The following is a 19,532-nucleotide window of genomic DNA, read 5'->3' on the forward strand; positions in this document are numbered from 1 at the left end:
TATTCTGTACTGGCTTTGTCTAAGGTACTCGCCTCGCTTAGTTAAATAAGCCTTTAATCAAGCTATTGACGGCCTCTTTGGTTTTCTCATCTTTGATCTTATCACCCAGCTTTTCATCAAGCTTCTTCAAGCCTCGGTCGATTTCTTTTTCTGCTTTTTGTTTCAGCACGTCATCAAACACAAGTTTAAATTTAGGCTCAGACCAGTTTCCTGAGACATTAATGGGAATGGTCACATCCTTCAGCTCGTCAATGTCTTTCCCCCCCTGACCTTCTAACGAGCCCACAATCGAGGTGCTGACCGTAAAATCAACGGTTTGCTCAAGGTAGTTGGCACCACCCTTGCCACGAATGCGCAGCAACGGCGATTGCATCGTCATATCGTCAGTCGAGACATTGCCTTTGTTCAGTTTTAACGTCGCCTTCATGGCACTAAAATCGGTCTTTTGCACTTCGTTCGACGCTTCGACTTTTTCGCCCTTAATCTTGGCGTAGTTTTCTCGAATCAGTTGAGCGACATTAATTCCATTCACTGCACCGTCGGCAAAGTTAATCACCATAGTACCAACCAGGTTCTTTTGCATTCCGGTCGGGGTCAGGCTGCTGCCTTGAATATCAACATCAATGTTACCCGTGCCTTCTAACTTGTCGTTACTTGCGACGTCCATGAGAAGAGGTTGTACTTTAACCCCTTTAATCCGTTTGGTTGCTGTATAAGTCGCGGGCGTTTTACGCGCGTCTAATCGAGCAATCGCATCGATTGAGCCTTGATACAGATCTGAGGTAAACGAATTGAGCTCTGCGATACCGCGATTAACAGAAAAGCTCGCCTGTACATTTTGCATTTTGGCATTGTTCGCTTTGAACTTGTCGATGGTCACGTCGCCTTTCACATCAAGTGTCTGTAATGCAGAGAGATCTGGCTCAACTTCTTGCGCGGCAGGGGCTGGCGAAGTTTGAGAAGGCTGCTGAGCCTCGCTGTTACTCGTGTCACTTGAAGCGGTCTGCGCCGGCGAATCGGATGCACTCGTTTGACCAAGACCTAAGAACTCGTCTAGGTCAATATTAGGACTGTGCAGCGCAAAACGCACCTTTGGAATTTCAGCTAATGTAACATCGGCTTGACCATCAAACTGCAACGCATTGGCTGTCAGCTTTTCCAACACAAAGCTTAAGTGGCTCTTAGTCAAATCGAAAGACAGATCCGAAGCCATATCGACTTTCATCGGCGACTGGGGAAGTGCATCGCCGATAAACTGTGCGTCCAATACCAGCTGGTTCATCAATACCTTGCTGATGGCCTTATCCACCACCAGTGAAGCCGATCCTTTCATATCGATATCCAGCACGGCGGCGTTTCCTACCACTGAGTAGGTCATCGCATTGGCTTTATCAAACTCAAAGGTCTCTAACGCCAATTGCGCGCGCTCAATATTGGTGCCAGGTTGGTTGAAGCTCGCGTCAAGGTTAATGTTACGCAAAGCGTACTCGGTAAACCCTTGCGCGAGTTTAAATTCTACCTCCCCCTTGGCGCTGAATGCCTGCGCGTTCGTTTCGCCTTTTGCGGCAAAATTAGCGTGAGTCCAAGTATCGATAGCAAACTCAGATAGATTCAAAGACACATCATAAAGCTTGGTCATTGAACCAGCTTGCTTATCGAGAATGTCGACTGAAGCGTTGGATATAGTCACACCTGCTAGGTTAATCGTCCAAGCAGAGCGGTTATTCGGTGCAGAGGCGGATTCGGCCTGCTGCGACGGTGCGGCAGCACTGACATCGGCTGATGTGTCACTAGACTGAGGCTGCTGACTTTGGGCTTGAGTTAAGGCATCGATGTTTTTGCGACCATCTTGAAGAGTTTCAAGTGAAAAGGCCGCTCCATCTAGGGTTACGTTGCCAATCTCGAGTTGCTGGCTAAACAGCGGCATCACCGAGACATCAATCCCGACCTTGTCGACTTTAAACAAGTTAAGGGAATCAAAACCTTGCGGGTTACGCAGCGCCGTTTGCCCCAGTTCAAACCCAATCGACGGGAAGAATTGCCAACTAATGTCACCGTCGATCACCAACTCTAGTCCAGTGTGAGTCTTGGCTTGTTCAACGATTAGAGGCTTAAATTGATTTGGGTTGACTAAAGTCACCAGTGCGATGAGCGCACCGAGGATAGCAACCACAGGAATGGCAATTATTAACAACAGTTTCTTCATCAGCATTATCCTTGCTTGGTGAGTGATGCTCGATATGGCGAGATCAGCTCCAAGTATAAATGATCAGGGTAAGTTTATGACGAGCATAAAAAAAAGTGGCACTAAAAGTGCCACTTATCTCATAAAAAATAAAGCTTTAAGCTATCAATCATCACTAAGCTTTCAAAAGTTTTGCAATGTGAGCTTTAAGAACATCGATCGCAATACGGTTTTTACCACCGCGCGGTACGATGATATCGGCATACTGTTTAGAAGGCTCAATAAATTGCATAAACATAGGACGAACCGTCTTTTGGTACTGTTTCAATACCGATTCCATCGTACGTCCTCGCTCTTCAACATCACGCTTCACTCGACGTAGCAGACAGATATCCAGCGGGGTATCCATAAACACGGTGGCGTGCATCAGGTCACGTAGACGCGGGTCTGTTAAAAGCAAAATGCCTTCCAAAATGATGACTTTTTTCGGCGTCATGGTGGTGGTGTTTTCAGTACGCGTATGATCGGTATAACTATATTCCGGAACTTCAACCGATTGACCTTGAACCAGCTGCTCAAGGTGCTGACAGAGTAGGTCATGGTCGAGTGCGCTCGGGTGGTCGTAGTTAGTTTTAACACGCTCTTCCATGCTCAAATGACTTTGATCGTTGTAGTAGCAATCTTCCGTAATCACACCAATTTGATGATCGCCTACTTTGGCTCGCAGTTCATTATAAATAGTACTTGCGATTAAGCTTTTTCCAGAAGCAGACGCGCCAGCAATACCGACGATGACGCATTGATTATTATCAGACATTATTCTTGCACCCGATGATTGAGATTGGTGTCATATGCTAATACTAGCAGTGCTCAAGGGCTTGAGCTCTAAGCATTAGGACAATTTTAGATAAACCGCCTGATTATAGGGAGTTCGCGCCTTTGTTGCTAGTCACGATTGAACGGTTTTAGCGAAATAGAAGAAAACAATTCAGCGCAATCGATTACAACGAATAAGAATTAAAAAGAGCACTTTGATGGTGCTCTTTTTATGTCCAATTCCTTATGGAATGATACGCTATTCAACCATGGTGAACAGAATGGAATCTGGCTTGGCTTTACCCTGCCAATAGAGCCTAGCGCTCACTGCCTGAGCGAGCGACAGATAAGTCTGTGCGTGTTCTGATTCCGGTCTTGCCGCGACAGTCGGGGTGCCATTATCGATATCTTGACGCATCTCGATGTTCAAAGGGACTTGAGCTAACAAGTCGAGTCCATAATCTGCCGCCATTTTTTCACCACCACCCGCGCCAAAGATATGCTCTTTATGTCCGCACTGACTGCAAATGTGGTAACTCATGTTTTCAACCAAGCCAACCACTGCGACATCCACCTTGTTAAACATCGCCGCGCCTTTACGTGCGTCCGCTAGCGCCAAATCTTGCGGTGTGGTGACAATCACTGCGCCTGTCACCGGAACTTGCTGCGCCAGACTCAGTTGAATATCCCCGGTACCTGGCGGCATATCGATGACCAAGTAATCAAGCTCAGGCCAATCCGTTTCGTTGAGTAGCTGCGCCAACGCTTTGGCCGCCATAGGCCCGCGCCAAATGGCCGCTTCATCCTTGGCCACTAAGTAGCCGATGGAGTGAGTGTAGATACCGTGCGCCTCGATTGGTTGCATCCACTTGTTGTCGCGAACTTGTGGGTGCGCGTCGCGCTGACCCAACATCAGTGGCACTGACGGCCCATAAATATCTGCATCAAGTAAACCGACTTTGGCCCCTGATTTGGCAAGTGCCAAAGCTAGATTCACTGAGGTGGTCGACTTACCAACGCCTCCTTTAGCAGACGTTACAGCGATGATATTTTTCACCCCTTTAACCTCTGACCCTACATGGGTTTCAAGTGCTTTGGGCTGCACTTCAAGGGTATATGAAAAATGCGCCACCTCACCGGATTGCTGGGCACGTTCTATCCAGTGCGTCAATTCCTCAATTAAAGTATTTGCCGCGAACGGAATCTCAATCTTGAAATGGTCTGCGGCCACCGACACTAGGTTTGTCACACTCGCCCACTCGGGTGCCAAATTAGGGTGCTCAAATTGGTTTAACCAATCACAAAAATCTTGCTTAGAACTGAACTGACGCATAGGTCCTCCTTATGCATCTCATCCTATCACTGTGCAACGGGATACTGAACCCTGAAAAAACTAAGGTAATCCCGTCGTTCCGACCTTGGAGTCACTGGTGGGATAAGGTAGTATTACTCTCTATTTTTTTATACCTATCTAGAAGCGAATATTAAGTATGGCAAACGATCCAAGACCTCTTTCTTCGAGAAAAATGCTGGTAACTTGTGCCCTTCCGTACGCTAACGGTTCGATTCACCTAGGTCACATGCTTGAGCACATTCAAGCGGATATCTGGGTGCGCTACCAACGCCTACGTGGCAACACTGTAAACTTCATCTGTGCTGACGATGCTCACGGCACGCCAATCATGCTTAAAGCACAACAGATGGGTATCACACCAGAAGAGATGATCGCCGCTGTCAGTGAAGAGCACCAGAAAGACTTTGCTGGTTTCGATATTAGCTTCGACAACTACCACAGCACGCACTCAGAAGAGAACCGCGAACTGGCTTCTCACATTTATCTTGAGCTGAAAAAAAACGGTTTTATCTCTAGCCGCACCATTTCTCAACTGTTCGACCCTGAGAAAGAGATGTTCCTGCCGGACCGTTTCGTTAAAGGCACCTGTCCGAAATGTAAGTCAGAAGACCAATACGGCGACAACTGTGACAACTGTGGCGAAACATATAGCCCAACCGAGTTGATTGAGCCAAAATCAGCCGTCTCTGGTGCGACGCCAGTGATGAAAGATTCAGAGCACTTCTTCTTCGACCTGCCTCAGTTTGAAAGCATGTTAAAGGAGTGGACTCGCTCTGGCTCACTGCAGTCTGAAACCGCCAACAAGATGCAAGAGTGGTTCGAATCTGGCTTGCAACAATGGGATATTTCTCGTGACGCGCCTTACTTCGGTTTCGAGATCCCTGGAGAAAAAGACAAGTTCTTCTACGTGTGGCTAGACGCACCAATCGGCTACATGGGCTCGTTCAAAAACCTGTGTGACAAGCGTGACGATCTCGACTTCGACGAGTACTGGAAAAAAGACAGCACAACTGAGCTTTACCACTTTATCGGCAAAGACATTGTCTACTTCCACTCTCTATTCTGGCCTGCAATGCTAGAAGGTAGCGGTTTCCGTAAGCCTGATAACGTATTCGTACACGGCTACGTAACGGTGAACGGCGCGAAGATGTCTAAATCGAAAGGCACCTTCATCAAAGCGGCCACTTACCTTGAGCACCTAGACCCAGAATGTCTGCGTTACTACTACGCTGCTAAGCTCAACAGCCGTATTGATGACCTAGATCTAAACCTTGAAGACTTCACTCAGCGCGTAAACGCGGACGTGGTCAACAAGATTGTTAACCTAGCGTCTCGTAACGCAGGCTTCATCACCAAACGCTTTGAAGGCAAGCTATCTGAGACATTTGCAGAGCCTGAGCTGTACAACGAATTTATTGCCGCTGCGGACCGCATTGCAGAGCTGTACGAAACACGTGAGTTTGGCCGTGCAATCCGTGAGATCACTGCCCTAGCAGACAAAGCAAACCAATACGTTGATGAGAAAGCACCGTGGGTTGTCGCGAAAGAAGAAGGTAAAGACCAAGAGCTTCAAGACATCTGCTCTGTGGGTATCAACCTATTCCGCGTGTTAATGACTTACCTAAAACCCGTCATGCCGGAACTTGCTGCTCGTACTGAAGCGTTCCTAAATGAAGAGCTTACTTGGGAAGGCATCGCTGCACCACTGACTGGTCATGAGATCACTAAGTTCAAAGCCCTATTCAACCGCATCGACCCTAAGAAGGTTGAAGCGATGATTGAAGCTTCTAAACAAGACGCAGCCGCAGAAGTTGCAGCTAAAGAAGCGGCAGAAGCAGCCAAGAACCAAGCCAGCCAAACCGAACTTGATAAAGATCCTATCGCAGACGAAATTGAGTTTGATGCTTTCGCAGCAGTCGATATGCGTATTGCGCGTATCATCTCTTGTGAGGAAGTGCCAAAAGCGAACAAACTGCTTAAGTTCCAATTGGACATCGGTGGTGAAACTCGTCAGGTATTCTCAGGCATCAAGTCTGCGTACAAACCTGAAGAGCTAGAAGGCAAGCTAACGGTAATGGTAGCAAACCTTAAGCCGCGCAAGATGAAGTTCGGCATGTCTGAAGGCATGATCCTAGCCGCTGGCCCTGGTGGCAGCGACCTATGGATTCTTGAACCGCACGAAGGCGCACAGCCGGGAATGCGCGTAATGTAATCTCGCTGAACCACAAACAGCCCCGTGAGTCTCACGGGGCTTTTTTTGTGTCCAAACTCACACTTTCAGTGCTGTATCGCACCATCTTGGATCACCAGCTACTAGCCATAAACACTAAGTTACTGTTTTTAAAAATAAAAAATTTTGGCATCAAACCTGCTCTACCTAGTTAGTAGTACACATTAACAAGGAGTAAGTTATGTTTGTGCTGATTTCTTTGGCTCTTTCTTTACTGATATTACTAGGCCTATTTTACTTTTCAAAACAGCGTCATAGTGGTCTAGAGCGCAAGTTCGATATCTTAGTTTCATTACGTCAACTGTTGTTATTGAGCCGCCAACACCGTGCCATTACTCATCAGGCTTTAAGCAGTCACCATTTCGACATTCATCAAGCTCAGCTCGAACAAACATTTGATGAGATGATGAACTGCTCTAATCAGCTGATCGCCAATGCCCACTTCGACAACAAGCCGATGTACCGCATTTTACAACTCAAACTCAAAGCGCTGCATAAGGATTGGAACACTCGGTCCGTCGCTCGTAACCAAGTGATTCATGGTAAGACTATTCGTCATTGTATGTTTCTTATGGACGAAATCGCGATTGCGTGGCTGATTGAGTCAGGTCGTGAAGATATTAGCGACGAATACCATATGAACTGGCAGCAAGTCCTCGATAGTATGGAAGTACTCACTCAATTAAGAATTTCGATTCAAGACGCGCACTACCCTGAAGGTATGCTGAGAGTGAAGTACTACTGCGACAAAATGCGTCGTAAGCTCAACCAGCTATCAATCATTAGTCCGCTTTCAGTTGCGTCACCACTGAGTTCAAAAGCGATGCACTCGTTGACCGAGCTCAACGCTACTGACGAACTCACACTCAGTAACGAAGAGCTCTATCAGCTAACGACTGATATTTCATTGGTGATATCTCAAGTTTACGATCAGATGCTGTCAGATATGACCGAAAGCTTGTACCAGCCTTTACCTAAAATCGCGTTCAATTAAAGTCATCGAACAACAAACAGCGGCTCCCGAGAGGAGCCGTTATGGTTTCCGCCTTCAGAAAGAGCGCCGAAGGGATAGATTGACAGATTTCAACTAAACTTAGCGTTAGCGGTTATCAATGGAGCCATCATGAATACATTACGCCTACTCGCGCTCGCTTTGCTTCTCTCTGCGAGCACCATGGCCGAAGAAAAACTCGTTACGTTCGCGATTGGCGAATGGGCTCCCTACACCAGTTCATCACCACATGCTTACGAGAAAGTCGCTCAACAGGTGGTTATCGAGTCCTTTGAGAGCCAAGGTTATCAGGTCAAACTTGATTACTTCCCATGGTCACGTTCCTTAAAGCTCGCCAGTGAGGGAGCCTACGATGGCACTTTCCCCTGGATAGAAAACGCTGAGCGAAGCACTTTATTTCTCTACTCCGACCCTATTTTCACTCAAACTGTGGTGTTCTTTCACCACCAAGAAGCTGACTTCAACTGGCAACAGTTTGATGATCTCCATCAGTACGCAATTGGTGGGACTCAAGATTACCAAGCCGTTTTCTTCCTCAACCAATATGGTATAAGCCAAGAGATCTCGATTGACGAAGAGACCAATTTCAACAAGTTAGTAAAACTCCGAATAGACGCCTATCCAACTGGGAAAATACGGGGACAGTACCTAATTAAACAAACGCTCACCCCTGATGAAGCACAGTTAATCACATTTAACGACAAACCACTGTTTGAGGATGAAATGCATATCTTGTTCACTAAGCAGAATAAGGCGCGAAGCGAAATGCTGATGAAAGTTTTTGCCAAGGGATTGGAGGGACTGATCGCGAGTGGCCGTTATGATGAAATCATGATCGACAGTAATCATATTGAATAGTCACGATAATCAGATGTAAAAAGCCCTGCGTGACAACGCAGGGCTTTTTGCAATACTTATGCTATCAGGAAGCTACAGCATTTTACGCGCCGCTTCCACTACCACTTTAATAGAGCGAGCTTCGGTCTCTTTTAATGTTGAGTGATCTGGGATCTCTTTTTGTGTGCGGTTAATGATAACGCCCGCCACACAACCGGCTTTCAAACCAGAACTTGCACACATAGTAAGCAGGGTTGCTGATTCCATTTCGAAGTTCAGTACGCCCATATCTTGCCACTCTTGCATCGAACCTTGGAAACGCTTAACCACTCGACCAGAGAAGGTATCGTAACGCTCTTGACCTGGGTAGAAAGTATCACTTGATGCCGTGACGCCCATGTGCACGTTTGCACCGCTTTCTTCTACTGCCGCTTTCATTGCCGTGGCAATTTCAAAATCTGCCACCGCCGGGAACTCCATTGGCGCAAAGTGTAGGCTTGCACCATCAAGACGCACAGAGCCCGTTGTTACGATCATGTCACCCACATTGACATGTGGTTGAATCGCACCTGTCGTGCCGACACGAAGGAAAGTACGCACACCAAGTTGAGCCAACTCTTCTACTGCAATTGACGTTGAAGGACCACCGATACCAGTGGAACACACCACAACAGGTTTACCATCTAGCTCTGCGCGGTAAAGAGTGTATTCGCGGTGACTGGCAAGAAAAACAGGATTTTCCATTTCTTCAGCAATCTTTTGCACGCGTGCTGGGTCACCAGGAATGATCGCTAATGTTGCACCAGCCAAATCAGATTCAGTAACACCAAGGTGGAATACAGCTTGAGACATAGGGGGAACTCCTTATTGTGGCGTAGTCAGGTCGTGTGTTTGACTTGTTACGCTCTAAAATTCATCGGGTACGAATATACTCTAACTAACTAACCAAACACTTATAGTGATAACGATCACAACAATGATCGCAACAAACAACACCATTGCACGCAAAATCGTTTTGCGTCACATTTTTAAGTAAATGCAACCCATGGTTGCATAAAAACTACCCATTGCATCAAACAAAGAATGAGTAGTCTTAGTGTAGAACGATTAGTTTTGTTGTGAGTTAAATCTGAGCAAACGTAGCGCATTTAACGTCACGATAGCCGTCGCACCACTGTCGGCCAAAACCGCCACCCACAGCCCGGTTATGCCAAGAAGGCTAGTCACTAGAAACACACCTTTTAACCCCAAGGCTAACGCAATATTCTGGCGAATAATCGCCAATGTGGCTCGCGACAACTCGATCATCCCCGCCAGTTCAACCAGACGATTATGGGTTAACGCCGCATCAGCCGCTTCTAGCGCGACGTCCGTCCCTCCTCCCATCGCAATACCGATATGAGCCGCTTTCATCGCTGGTGCATCGTTGATCCCATCGCCAACCATAGCAACATGGCTACTTTGAGCCAGTTGTTCCACATAATGCACTTTGTCTTGAGGCAATAAACCGGCTTTGTAGTCAATGCCAATCATTGCGCTGATAGCCATAGCACTGCGCGGATTGTCCCCAGTGAGCATCATCGCATTGACCCCAATTGATTTCAGTGCTTTGACCGCCTCAACCGAGTCGCTGCGTAACGTATCTTGCCACGCGACTAGGCCAATGATCTGCTCCTCTTGTAGGGCAACGACCACGGTTTTACCTTGCGCCTCTAACGCTTCAATTTGTCTACTAATGGCTGGTGCAATCACACGCTGAACTTTGCTCGGTGCCAGTACTTGGTATTGTTTGCCAGCAATCGAGCCACTGACCCCGCTGCCGACCAGCGCACGTTTATGGTCAGCTTCGACCAAATTGAGTCCTAACCGCTTCGCTTGCGCAACGACAGAAAGCGCGAGTGGGTGATTGGACCCCACTTCAATGGCCGCAACTGTCGCCAATAACTCGTTGTCGCTCCAACCATTGATGCCAACCACCTCGGTCACTTGAGGCTTTCCTTGAGTAAGAGTGCCGGTTTTATCAAAAGCGATAGTTTGAATGTTTCCAAGTTGTTCTAGAGCTGCACCACCTTTAATCAAGGCTCCTCGTCTCGCCGCCGCCGCAAGACCCGAAGTAATCGCTGCAGGAGTGGAGATCACCAAGGCACAAGGGCATGCGATCAGTAACAATGCTAAGCCACGATAGAGCCATGTTTCCCATGGCTGGGCAAACATCAGTGGCGGCAAGACAATCACCAGTAGCGCCACCAGCATCATTAGCGGGGTATACCAACGACTAAACTTATCCAGAAAGCGTTCTAATGGTGCTTTGCGCGATTCCGCTTCCTCAATTAAGTGGAGTATACGATCAATCGCGTTTTCCCCCTGTTTTGACGTGATTATCACCTCGGCAACGCGATCAACGGCGACGGCGCCAGCCATGACACTCTCACCCTGAGTGCGCTCGACGGGTATCGACTCCCCCGTCAACGCGCTTTCATCGAACGTCGCCATCACTTGATCGAGCTTTCCATCGGCTGGGAGCCTGTCTCCGGGCGACACTTCAATCCTGTCGCCAGGGTGTAGTTCACTCGCCTTTACTTGTACCCGTTGACCATTGACAATCTTGGTTGCCTTCTCTGGCACCAGCGCCATTAGTGCCTGCACACCACGTCGTGCTCGGGATGCAGCAAACGCCTCAAGACGCTCACCGACTAAAAACAGCAGTAACACCATTGCTGCCTCAACGGTTTCGCCTAAATAGAGCGCGCCGAGCGCCGCCACACTCATCAGAGTTTCTATGGCAAAAGGGGTTCCAGACTTGGCCAGCGCCAACGCCTTTCGGCCAATGGGATAAAGCCCGGCTAGACAGGTTAAGACGAAAATCCAATCGCTCAACTGAGGGAGCGTTGGCTTAAACATCCCAGCCACCGCCATTGCCAAAGCAATGGCGACAATTTGGCCATTTCCCTTGAGGTATTTTTTGACAAGCGATTGCGGCTGGTTCGATTGTGAGAGCTTAGTTTTGCTGGCATAGCGAAATCCACTCTCAACGACGGCTTGTTCAACAAGCGCCTCAATGCCTGGATGACAAGCTTGAACCATCAGTTTCTCTGTCGCAAAAACCACCTTAGCACTGGTAACGCCATTGACACGGTTCACCGCTGTTTCGACTTTACGCGCACAAGAAGGACAATCCATCCCCTCAATTTGCCAACTAAAGGTCAAAGCTTGATCTGTACTGGGGTCACTCTCCTCATCGGCAGGATCATTGCCGCTGGTACAGTCACTTGACGCACAGCAACTTGAACCTGAACTGTCACCTTCTTGGACAGAAATAGAGGTTATTTTAGGGCTAGAACATGATCCCATTTGTGAAAGGGCGAGCGTCGCTTTTTGAGCGCGACAAGCGTGGTGTTTGGTGCACATAAATTCATCTCCATTGATGTTACACCTACAGTTTAAACCTTGGAGTCCACTCCAAGGTCAAATAGTATTTTCTGTTTTATCGCGACATTAAGCATCCAACCGCTGGGGTAAACTAAAAAGAGGTGTGAATACACCTCTTGTTGGCAGGACCGTGTTGCGTTTATCTACACTGGGTGTTTGAAGCAATCATTGATGTTTTTGCCAATGGCACGCAAGACATCTCGACGAGTGATGATCCCAACTAACTTACCACTGTCGATAACAGGGTAAACCTTAGGCTTACCGACTTTCATCATCTCTGCTAACTCGATGATCGAGGTTTCCGAGGTAACAGAGAGAACTTCAGGATGCATACAATCTGCAACAGTATGGCTGTCTTGACAGTAGTAACTAACGTTAATCAATTTCTCGAGTAAATCTTGACCGGATAAAAAACCAATGACTTCACGACGCTCGTTAACAACAGGCCCACCGAGATAGCGAGAATTCATCACTTTGTCGAGCGCGGCACTGAGCGACATTTCTGGGGTAAAGGTAACCGCTTGCAGGGTCATGTAGTCTTTTACTTTGAGTGATTCCATTTGAGTCTCCTTACTAGCAAGCTAAGCTGCATATACTGTAAGTGTTGCCTAATTTCTTGATTTTACTAAATGGAATTCAACAATTTTTCCGATAGGTCCCAGCTATCGGTGAAATAACTTAACATCAATCAACTTTAGGAGCATCGCGCTTGGCAAGCCATGCACTAAAAAGTGACACAGCAAATGGAACACAGTATGTCAGTAGTAGCTTGAGCCAATTGAGTGTCTCCCCACTCAGCATTGCATCATACTGGTTAATGACGTTGAGCAAGGTTCCAACAACCAGAGCGATAATCAACGCCCGTTTCAATGCTAGTTTGGACATCATATTCCCCTTAGTTTCCTACCCTTCTAGTATTAACTGTCTAAACTATAAATAGCAGTAACTTCAACTTGGGGATTACATGGTGAACTCGACTTTCTCTGCCCACCTCGCTCACAACCCCGATTTGATGCACAGCGTTTTTGAAGCATTACCAGAGCCGACCTTCCTTATCGATAAGTCAGGGACGTATGTCGAAGCCTGGGGAGGTCAAGACAAGAAACGACACCACGATCCAGCGGCGCTAATAGGGCTCAATCAGTACCAAGTGCTGCCCCCCGACAAAGCCATTTGGTTTAGCCAAGTGATTGTCGATGTATTAGACAGTCAGCGGCCGTCTGAACTCGAGTATAGCTTAGATCCCAAAGCGCTCCCCTGCTTTAAAGGTATGGATGGACCAAGAGAAGTGCAGCACTTTAGTGCATTGGTCATCCCCTTGCCTGAGACTTCCTTAGTATTGTGGACGGTTAGAAATATCACCGAATACAAAAAAGCACTCGAAACGATGGCCGAGCAACAACTCGAACTAGAAAAACGTACCTATGTCGACCACCTCACGCAAGTTTACAATCGCTATGCTCTCGATTCGTTGCTTCCCGATGCGATTGAACTTGCCAAAGTGAAGCTCACTGGCTGCGCCGTTTTGATGATCGATGTGGACTGTTTTAAGGAGTACAACGATTTTTATGGTCACCTCAAAGGCGATGAGGTACTCAAAGCCATCAGTCATGCCATTGTGCGGTGGTCGTCAAGTCGAGAGCTCTGTTTTCGGTACGGCGGCGACGAGTTTCTCGTTTTTATGCCTAAGGTATCTCAATCAGAATGCTTGGCCCGTGCCCATCAACTCCAGCAAGAGATAAAAGCGCTGGCAATCGCCCATCGAGCCTCTTGTGTCGAGGATTACCTGACTGCAACCATCGGCATTCAGCACTGTGCTTTAGTGCCAGAGCATATGGATGCCGAACAACTGATCGCCATTGCCGACAAAGCCCTGTTTTATGCCAAAAGTCGGCAAAGGGGCTCTATTCATCAATTGAGCGAAAAATAAAAAAGCTCCCTCATGCTTGGGAGCTTTCGATAGTATTAAGTTTTAGCACTGCCAGCGTTTGGCCGCTTGTGCGTCAGAATCACGCGATTCAACCCAGCGCGATGACTCTGTCGTGCGCTCTTTTTTCCAAAATGGCGCTTTGGTTTTAAGAAAGTCCATAATAAATTCACACGCTTCAAACGCCGCACCACGATGAGCACTTGAGACACCGACAAACACGATCTGGTCACCAATGTCTAAGTCACCAATCCGATGAATTATACGGGTTCGGAGTAACGGCCAGCGCTGTTCCGCTTGATCGCAAATCTCACTCAACGCTTTTTCTGTCATTCCCGGGTAATGCTCAAGCGATAGGCCAGTGACGCTATCGCCTAGATTCATATCACGTACTTTACCAACAAAGGTCACCACTGCGCCCGCAGAGGCGCCCTCGGCTAAGGAATGGTATTCGTCACCAACATTAAAATCATCGCGAGAGACTAAGACTCGACTCTTCATCTTAACCTCCAGTGACGGGCGGGAAAAAGGCCACTTCATCACCGGGTTTTACAGCATGGTCGAGAGGCACAATGGATTGATTGACAGCCGCAAGCAGCTTACCGGGCTCTAGCGCTAAGTCCCATTTACCTGGCTGTTGTACAAGGTGGCTTCTGACTTGCTCAACGGTAGCAAACTCACCCGTTAGCTCAAGTTCATCGACGCCAACCAGCTCACGAGTTTGGGCAAAAAAGAGTACTTTAATCATGCTTCTACCTTAAAGTGGCCAGACTTGCCGCCTGTTTTTTCTAATAAACGTATTTGACCAATTACCATGTCTTTTTGCACGGCTTTACACATATCATAAATGGTCAACGCCGCCACAGACGCAGCCGTTAATGCTTCCATCTCAACGCCGGTTTTGCCCGCTAACTTACATACAGATTCGATACGCACCATATTCTGAGCTTCTATTGCCTCCAACTGCACTTCGACCTTGGATAGTAATAGCGGGTGACAAAGCGGAATCAGATCCCAGGTTTTCTTAGCGGCTTGAATCCCCGCAATACGTGCCGTAGCAAACACGTCCCCTTTGTGGTGTTGTCCAGAAACAATCAACTGCAAAGTTTCAGGCGCCATATGCACAAATGCTTCGGCACGGGCTTCTCGGACCGTTTCAGCCTTTGCAGACACATCGACCATATTCGCCTCACCAGAGGCATTGATGTGGGTAAAGTCATTCATCACTGCATCCTAATTACACGGCTAGGTGAGGCATAAAATTACAAGGGCGATGACTGGCATCCAGTTGCTGCTTGATGATTTTGGTCCAACCCGTGCGACACGCGCCAGTCGAGCCCGGCATGGCGAAAATCACGGTATGATTGGCAAAACCCGCGATAGCACGCGATTGGATGGTTGAAGTACCAATTTCTTCGTATGAAACCATACGAAACAGCTCGCCAAAACCTTCCACCTCTTTATCGAATAGTGGTTTTAATGCCTCTGGCGTACTGTCACGAGAGGTAAAACCTGTGCCACCGGTAATCATCACAGCTTGAACACTTTCATCGGCAATCCACTGTGACACTATGGCGCGAATCTTATACATGTCATCGATAACAATTTGCTTATCGACCACTTTATGCCCTGCTTCTTTAGCTTGATCCACAAGGTAGCCGCCCGAGGTATCATTCTCTTCGGTGCGTGTATCTGAAACCGTCAGTACTGCAATGTTTGCTGGTTGAAATTTGCTTTCTGCGTGACCCATTTGTTCACCTATTTTAATCAAAGAACTCGCCTGTTAAACGTACTGTTTAAAGACCAAAAATATCAATATATTAACCGCCGATGGACGCCAAGTGTGGTGTCATCCCTGAGTTACCATCGTGAAGGAAGTGACTGACCGACTTAGTTTGCAACTGCGACTGAATGCGCTCAATCAACGCACCTTGCTGCTGTTCGTGCTCAAGCAGATCACGCAGTTCTACACCTTGTTCACCAAATAGGCACAAGTGCAGCTTTCCGGTCGCGGAGACGCGAAGGCGGTTGCAACTCGCACAAAAGTCTTTTTCATAGGGCATGATAAGACCAATTTCCCCTTCATAATCGGGGTGAACAAACACTTGAGCGGGACCATCATTATTGGCTCGAACCTTTAACAACCAGCCGTTTGCGATCAGTTGATTGCGAATCGCCACTCCAGAGACGTGATGACGTTGGAACAGTTGGTCCATTTCCCCCGTCTGCATTAGTTCTATAAAACGCAGTTGAATCGGTCTATCTTTAATCCATTTGAGAAACGCTGGTAACTCATGAGCGTTGAGATCTTTCATCAACACCACATTCACTTTGACCTGCTCATAGCCAACTTCAAAAGCGCGGTCTATCCCTTGCATCACCTGAGTAAACTTGTTTTCACCCGTGATCTGATGGAACATGCGCGGATCTAGGCTATCAACACTGACATTAATATGCGTCAGACCAGCTTCTTGCCACTGTGCGACCTGCTTGGCCATACGGTAGCCGTTAGTGGTTGTCGCAACCTTTTCGATCCCAGGCGTTGAAGCGACCGTCGCAATAATCTGATTAAAGTCTTTGCGCAGGCTGGGCTCCCCCCCAGTGATACGTACTTTTGACGTACCACACTCGGCAAAGGCACTGACTACACGTTGAATTTCGGGTAGAGATAAAAAGGATGAGTTTTTCTGCCCCGAAGGTTGATAACCATCAGGCAGGCAATATGTGCATTTAAAGTTACAAACGTCTGTAACAGAGAGTCGCAAATAATAAAACTTGCGATGGAATCTATCTTCGAATTGTTGCGCCACGGAACACCTTTCCAAACACGGGAGGCATAATCATTTCCAATTATGCCCTTGTGACGGTATGTCACTGGCTCAGTCAGCGTATTCATTGTGAACTTAGCCTACTGAGCTCGGAGCTATGGCAACTACCTATTCGCGGTAGTAGCTGGGTATTAAAATACTTAATAATTATGTGTGATTCCAGCCCACAAACGAAAAAATCGTGCTTAGGGCGCAAATTACCTCATAATGAGTATTTAATATGAATACAATATTCTAAATTGTAGTTGGTTATGACAAAAATAGAAGCTCAGCATGACACTTTACGCTAGCAAAAAAATAGTCGCCGTAGGTGGAGGTCACGGCCTCGGTCGGATGCTCGCGGCACTCAAAGACTTTGGTTCCAATGCAACTGGCATCGTCGCAACAACCGATAATGGCGGGTCGACGGGTAGGATTCGTAACTGCCAAGGTGGCATTGCTTGGGGAGATACCCGTAACTGTATCAATCAGTTAATTACGGAGCCTTCGATTAGTTCCATGATGTTTGAATACCGCTTCAAGGGAACAGGTGAATTAGATGGACACAACTTAGGCAATTTAATGCTCACTGCGCTCGATAACCTTTCCGTGCGTCCACTCGATGCCACCAACCTGATCCGCAATATGCTCAAAGTCGACGTCAATATTATTCCCATGTCGGAGTACCCTTCAGATTTGAAAGCGCTCGCTGGCAACGGACAGTGGGTAACAGGCGAAACAAATGTCGATGAAATGCCAGACAAATTGATTCGCCTTGATTTAGAACCAGAAGTACCTGCGACCAAAGAGGGCGTACTAGCGATAGAGCAGGCCGATGCGATTATTCTCGGCCCGGGGAGCTTTCTCACCAGCATTATGCCGCCTCTACTTCTTGCCGAAGTGGGACGTGCCATCGCCAGTAACCGCAAGGCTCTCTTGATCTTTGTCGAGAACTTATCACCAGAATTTGGCCCTGCTGGCAAAATGAGTTTAGAAGAGAAGCTTGGTTGGTGCGAACGGGCCTGTCACGGTCGTCGAATAGACGTAGTGTTAGGCGACGAACCACACCCTGAATTAACACAATGGAACTGTGTCACAACGCCACTCGCCTCAACCAATCGAGATTGGCGGCATGACCGTACTAAACTGCAACAAGCGATCGAGAGCTTACTTGCCGACTAACTGTTGATATCTCTGCTCGGTTTGCTGTAGCAGAGATAGCATCTGCTGCTTGTCTTGCTCTGAGTCTAAAGCCTCGCCGGCTTTCGCTCGCGAGTCTAACTCTACCGAATAGTGGCGTAATGCCTCCGCTCCAAAACTTGCCGCGCTGCTTTTTAGTGCATGGCTAATCTCTTGCAAATAAGCGTCTTGATCTTGGCTTCCCTGACTGGATAAGGTTGAAATGTAGTTTCTCAGTTCACCAAGAAAAATCTCCAGTAATACGGGGACATTCTCTTGGCCAATTTCATTAGCCAATCTGTCTATCTTCGCTTGCTCTAATATGTCCACTATTGCACTTCCTTCGCGTTCCAAGATTGTAATTTACGATAGATAGTCGACGGACTCACATCCAAGTATCCTGCGGCTTTAGGAATGTTACCATCGCACGCTTTGATCGCCTGCTCGATCGCATTTTTTTCTGTCAGCCATAATGGAAAAATATCCTGAACAGAGACGGTGTCATTGGTTGTCAACGCCACACGAATTTCGCTCTTTGCAGGCTGGTTGAGCGGGGGTGGCAGCATGTCTAGGGTAATTTCACGACCATTATTGAGCACGACAACATTGCGCAACACATTTTGCAGTTGGCGTACATTTCCCGGCCACTCATAACGCGCAAAACGCTCGACCACTTCCGGCGCTAAACGGACAAAATCTTTTCCTTCTTCTTTAGACATATAGCCAAGCAACGAATAGGCTATCTCAATAATATCATCACCACGCTCCCTCAAAGGGGGTAAATGCAATGGGATAACATACAAACGATAGTAGAGATCCTCACGAAAACGCCCTTCTTCCACCTCTTTCCAAGGGTCTCGGTTGGTGGCGCACACAAAGCGCACGTCGACACTTTTCATCTTCGACGAGCCGACTTTTTGAAACGTCCCCGTTTGAATAAAGCGCAATAGCTTAGTTTGTAGGTCTAAGTCCATCTCACACAGTTCATCCAAGAACAAAGTGCCGCCGTCGGCGAGCTCCGCAGCCCCTTGCCTATCAGTGGCAGCACCGGTAAACGCGCCTTTAACGTGACCAAATAGCTCACTTTCAATCAAATCTTTGGGAATAGCGGCACAGTTAATCGCAATAAATGGCTTATCACCGCGTTTACTGGTGGCATGGATCGCCTCAGCACAGACTTCTTTACCCGTACCACTTTCACCAGTAATGAAAATACTGGCTTTACTGCTTGCGGCTGAATCGATAGTGCGATAAACCGCTTGCATGGTCTGGCTACTGCCAATAAACCCTTGATAACCTTGGCTACCTGACTTATCAGCCTCATTTTTTAGTTTGTTCGCTTTGCGCAGCGCATTGTTCACGGTCACGCGCAATCGGTCAGCTTCACAGGGCTTAATCAAAAAGTCTTGAGCACCATGGCGCATCGCCTCTACCGCGGTGTCGATAGAGCCGTGTGCAGTCATAAAAATAACGGGCACATCGGGATTTTTCTCTTTTACTGCATGAAGGACATCCATCCCTGTCATATCAGGCAGACGTAAATCAAGTAGGATAAGATCGGGAGTGCGGAAATTGAGGCTCTCTATCGCGTCACGTCCTGTGCCGACAATATTGATGTCTATTTGTAGTGGTGTCAGATACGATCGATACAACGCCGCGACTGACGCCGTATCTTCTACCATCAACAAATATTTCGCTTTTTGAGCATCGAGTACTTGTTGCATAACCTAGCCGTTTTATATTTGCATTCTGTGTA

The 19,532-nt window shown here is 47.5% G+C and carries 19 protein-coding genes and 1 riboswitch; of the genes, 5 read left to right on the forward strand and 14 right to left on the reverse strand.

Annotated elements, in window-relative coordinates:
- Nucleotides 1-37: 37 nt before the first annotated feature.
- From FCU94_RS09435 to apbC, 3 genes are all read right to left on the reverse strand, one after another.
- Nucleotides 38-2,206: an AsmA family protein gene (locus FCU94_RS09435; RefSeq protein ID WP_176288279.1), complete on the reverse strand. Its 2,169-nt coding sequence runs from the start codon at nt 2,204-2,206 to the stop codon at nt 38-40.
- A gap of 154 nt (nt 2,207-2,360) precedes the next feature.
- Entirely contained in the window at nt 2,361-3,002 is a 642-nt protein-coding gene (udk, locus tag FCU94_RS09440) for a uridine kinase (RefSeq protein WP_176288280.1), read from the reverse strand.
- A gap of 258 nt (nt 3,003-3,260) precedes the next feature.
- Nucleotides 3,261-4,334, reverse strand: a complete 1,074-nt coding sequence (gene apbC / locus FCU94_RS09445; RefSeq protein WP_176288281.1) for an iron-sulfur cluster carrier protein ApbC — start codon at nt 4,332-4,334, stop codon at nt 3,261-3,263.
- Between the two features lie 157 nt (nt 4,335-4,491).
- Between apbC and metG the strand changes: the two genes are divergently transcribed.
- The 3 genes from metG to FCU94_RS09460 all read left to right on the forward strand — a co-directional run bounded on the left by metG (nt 4,492) and on the right by FCU94_RS09460 (nt 8,455).
- The gene (gene metG, locus FCU94_RS09450; protein WP_176288282.1) at nt 4,492-6,567 is read left to right on the forward strand and encodes a methionine--tRNA ligase; all 2,076 of its coding nucleotides are present in this window, start codon (nt 4,492-4,494) and stop codon (nt 6,565-6,567) included.
- A 199-nt stretch (nt 6,568-6,766) separates the two neighbouring features.
- Nucleotides 6,767-7,579, forward strand: coding sequence for a hypothetical protein (locus FCU94_RS09455; RefSeq protein WP_176288283.1), 813 nt, complete (start codon nt 6,767-6,769; stop codon nt 7,577-7,579).
- 129 nt (nt 7,580-7,708) lie between these two features.
- Nucleotides 7,709-8,455, forward strand: a complete 747-nt coding sequence (locus FCU94_RS09460; RefSeq protein WP_176288284.1) for a substrate-binding periplasmic protein — start codon at nt 7,709-7,711, stop codon at nt 8,453-8,455.
- Nucleotides 8,456-8,527: 72 nt separating this feature from the next.
- On the opposite strand, the gene udp is transcribed toward FCU94_RS09460, so the two are convergent.
- From udp to nrtS, 4 genes are all read right to left on the reverse strand, one after another.
- Nucleotides 8,528-9,286, reverse strand: coding sequence for a uridine phosphorylase (gene udp, locus FCU94_RS09465; RefSeq protein ID WP_176288285.1), 759 nt, complete (start codon nt 9,284-9,286; stop codon nt 8,528-8,530).
- Nucleotides 9,287-9,541: 255 nt separating this feature from the next.
- Entirely contained in the window at nt 9,542-11,842 is a 2,301-nt protein-coding gene (locus tag FCU94_RS09470; RefSeq protein WP_176288286.1) for a zinc/cadmium/mercury/lead-transporting ATPase, read from the reverse strand.
- Between the two features lie 164 nt (nt 11,843-12,006).
- Nucleotides 12,007-12,423: a CBS domain-containing protein gene (locus FCU94_RS09475; RefSeq protein ID WP_176288287.1), complete on the reverse strand. Its 417-nt coding sequence runs from the start codon at nt 12,421-12,423 to the stop codon at nt 12,007-12,009.
- Between the two features lie 124 nt (nt 12,424-12,547).
- Nucleotides 12,548-12,748, reverse strand: coding sequence for a nitrate/nitrite transporter NrtS (gene nrtS / locus FCU94_RS09480; RefSeq protein WP_176288288.1), 201 nt, complete (start codon nt 12,746-12,748; stop codon nt 12,548-12,550).
- An 82-nt stretch (nt 12,749-12,830) separates the two neighbouring features.
- On the opposite strand from nrtS, the gene FCU94_RS09485 reads away from it, so the two are divergent.
- Nucleotides 12,831-13,793, forward strand: a complete 963-nt coding sequence (locus tag FCU94_RS09485) for a diguanylate cyclase (protein WP_176288367.1) — start codon at nt 12,831-12,833, stop codon at nt 13,791-13,793.
- A gap of 42 nt (nt 13,794-13,835) precedes the next feature.
- Here the strand turns inward: FCU94_RS09485 and moaE are convergent, their stop codons facing one another.
- The 5 genes from moaE to moaA all read right to left on the reverse strand — a co-directional run bounded on the left by moaE (nt 13,836) and on the right by moaA (nt 16,600).
- Entirely contained in the window at nt 13,836-14,291 is a 456-nt protein-coding gene (gene moaE / locus FCU94_RS09490; protein ID WP_176288289.1) for a molybdopterin synthase catalytic subunit MoaE, read from the reverse strand.
- A 1-nt stretch (nt 14,292) separates the two neighbouring features.
- Nucleotides 14,293-14,538: a molybdopterin synthase sulfur carrier subunit gene (gene moaD, locus FCU94_RS09495; protein ID WP_176288290.1), complete on the reverse strand. Its 246-nt coding sequence runs from the start codon at nt 14,536-14,538 to the stop codon at nt 14,293-14,295.
- A complete protein-coding gene (gene moaC / locus FCU94_RS09500) occupies nt 14,535-15,014 on the reverse strand; it encodes a cyclic pyranopterin monophosphate synthase MoaC (RefSeq protein WP_176288291.1) in 480 nt (159 codons plus the stop codon). Before moaC ends, moaD begins: the two co-directional genes overlap by 4 nt.
- Before the next feature lie 13 nt (nt 15,015-15,027).
- Entirely contained in the window at nt 15,028-15,540 is a 513-nt protein-coding gene (gene moaB, locus FCU94_RS09505; protein ID WP_176288292.1) for a molybdenum cofactor biosynthesis protein B, read from the reverse strand.
- Between the two features lie 70 nt (nt 15,541-15,610).
- On the reverse strand, nt 15,611-16,600 hold the full coding sequence (moaA, locus tag FCU94_RS09510; protein WP_176288293.1) for a GTP 3',8-cyclase MoaA: 990 nt from the start codon (nt 16,598-16,600) through the stop codon (nt 15,611-15,613).
- Nucleotides 16,589-16,725: riboswitch (molybdenum cofactor riboswitch) on the reverse strand. Its footprint overlaps the gene before it by 12 nt.
- A 166-nt stretch (nt 16,726-16,891) precedes the next feature.
- On the opposite strand from moaA, the gene yvcK reads away from it, so the two are divergent.
- The gene (yvcK, locus tag FCU94_RS09515; protein ID WP_176288294.1) at nt 16,892-17,779 is read left to right on the forward strand and encodes a uridine diphosphate-N-acetylglucosamine-binding protein YvcK; all 888 of its coding nucleotides are present in this window, start codon (nt 16,892-16,894) and stop codon (nt 17,777-17,779) included.
- Here yvcK and luxU read toward each other — a convergent pair.
- The gene (gene luxU / locus FCU94_RS09520; protein WP_176288295.1) at nt 17,765-18,106 is read right to left on the reverse strand and encodes a quorum-sensing phosphorelay protein LuxU; all 342 of its coding nucleotides are present in this window, start codon (nt 18,104-18,106) and stop codon (nt 17,765-17,767) included. The genes yvcK and luxU overlap by 15 nt on opposite strands.
- Nucleotides 18,106-19,500, reverse strand: coding sequence for a quorum-sensing sigma-54 dependent transcriptional regulator LuxO (gene luxO / locus FCU94_RS09525; RefSeq protein ID WP_176288296.1), 1,395 nt, complete (start codon nt 19,498-19,500; stop codon nt 18,106-18,108). Before luxO ends, luxU begins: the two co-directional genes overlap by 1 nt.
- Nucleotides 19,501-19,532: the final 32 nt, after the last annotated feature.

Source organism: Vibrio sp. JPW-9-11-11 (assembly GCF_013369335.1).
Classification (GTDB): domain Bacteria; phylum Pseudomonadota; class Gammaproteobacteria; order Enterobacterales; family Vibrionaceae; genus Vibrio.